Annotated in this window: 1 rRNA gene (cut by a window edge); it reads right to left on the bottom strand. The window is 53.0% G+C overall.

Going from position 1 to position 1,548, the window contains the following annotated elements:
- Positions 1-1,519: ribosomal RNA gene (locus tag AC5O77_RS21500) — 23S ribosomal RNA — on the bottom strand (it extends 1,460 nt beyond the left edge of the window).
- Positions 1,520-1,548 lie beyond the last annotated feature (29 nt).

Raw genomic sequence — 1,548 nt, 5'->3', positions numbered from 1 at the left:
TAAAGGCTCGTCTCGGTGCTCGGTCTTAAAGGATCCCGGATTTGCCAAAGATCCAAACCTACCGCCTTTCCCCAGGACAACCAACGCCTGGTACACCTAACCTTCTCCGTCCCTCCATCGCACTTACGCGAGGTGCAGGAATATTAACCTGCTTCCCATCGACTACGACTTTCGTCCTCGCCTTAGGGGCCGACTCACCCTGCGCCGATTAACGTTGCGCAAGGAAACCTTGGGCTTTCGGCGTGCGGGTTTTTCACCCGCATTATCGTTACTCATGTCAGCATTCGCACTTCCGATACCTCCAGCAGACTTCTCAATCCACCTTCAACGGCTTACGGAACGCTCCTCTACCGCGCATAACAAAGTTATGCACCCCAAGCTTCGGTTCACTGCTTAGCCCCGTTAAATCTTCCCCGCAGACCGACTCGACCAGTGAGCTATTACGCTTTCTTTAAAGGGTGGCTGCTTCTAAGCCAACCTCCTGGCTGTCTGTGCCTTTCCACATGGTTTTCCACTTAGCAGTGAATTTGGGACCTTAGCTGTGGGTCTGGGTTGTTTCCCTTTTCACGACGGACGTTAGCACCCGCCGTGTGTCTCCCATACAGTCCGTCTCGGTATTCGGAGTTTGCAATGGTTTGGTAAGTCGCGATGACCCCCTAGCCATAACAGTGCTCTACCCCCGAGAGGATACATATGAGGCGCTACCTAAATAGCTTTCGAGGAGAACCAGCTATCTCCGGGTTCGATTAGCTTTTCACTCCTAATCACACCTCATCCCCTACCTTTGCAACGGGAGTGGGTTCGGGCCTCCAGTGCGTGTTACCGCACCTTCACCCTGGGCATGACTAGATCACCCGGTTTCGGGTCTACTGCCCGCGACTATGCGCCCTTATCAGACTCGGTTTCCCTTCGCCTCCCCTATACGGTTAAGCTTGCCACGAACAGTAAGTCGCTGACCCATTATACAAAAGGTACGCAGTCACTCCTTGCGGAGCTCCTACTGCTTGTACGCACACGGTTTCAGGTTCTATTTCACTCCCCTCTCCGGGGTTCTTTTCGCCTTTCCCTCACGGTACTGGTTCACTATCGGTCGGTCAGTAGTATTTAGCCTTGGAGGATGGTCCCCCCATGTTCAGACAGGGTTTCACGTGCCCCGCCCTACTCGTCTTCACTGAAATGGCCCTTTCAGATACAGGGCTATCACCTTCTATGGCCACTCTTTCCAGAGTGTTTTCCTAGAACCAAATCAGCTTAAGGGCTAGTCCGCGTTCGCTCGTCGCTACTTACGGAATCTCGGTTGATTTCTTTTCCTCTGGTTACTTAGATATTTCAGTTCACCAGGTTCGCTTCCAGCAGCTATGTATTCACTGCAGGATACCCGCAAGCGGGTGGGTTTCCCCATTCGGACATTACCGGATCAAAGCTTGTTGCCAGCTCCCCGATACTTTTCGCAGGCTGCCACGTCCTTCATCGCCTCTGACCGCCAAGGCATCCACCGTGTGCGCTTATTCGCTTGACCATATAACCGCAAGTTGCCTTGGGTTATAC

It is taken from the genome of Stenotrophomonas sp. INTA L402-1, assembly GCF_059295135.1.
The sequence above is the reverse complement of the archived record's forward strand: the minus strand, read 5'-3'. Positions and strand labels throughout refer to the sequence as shown.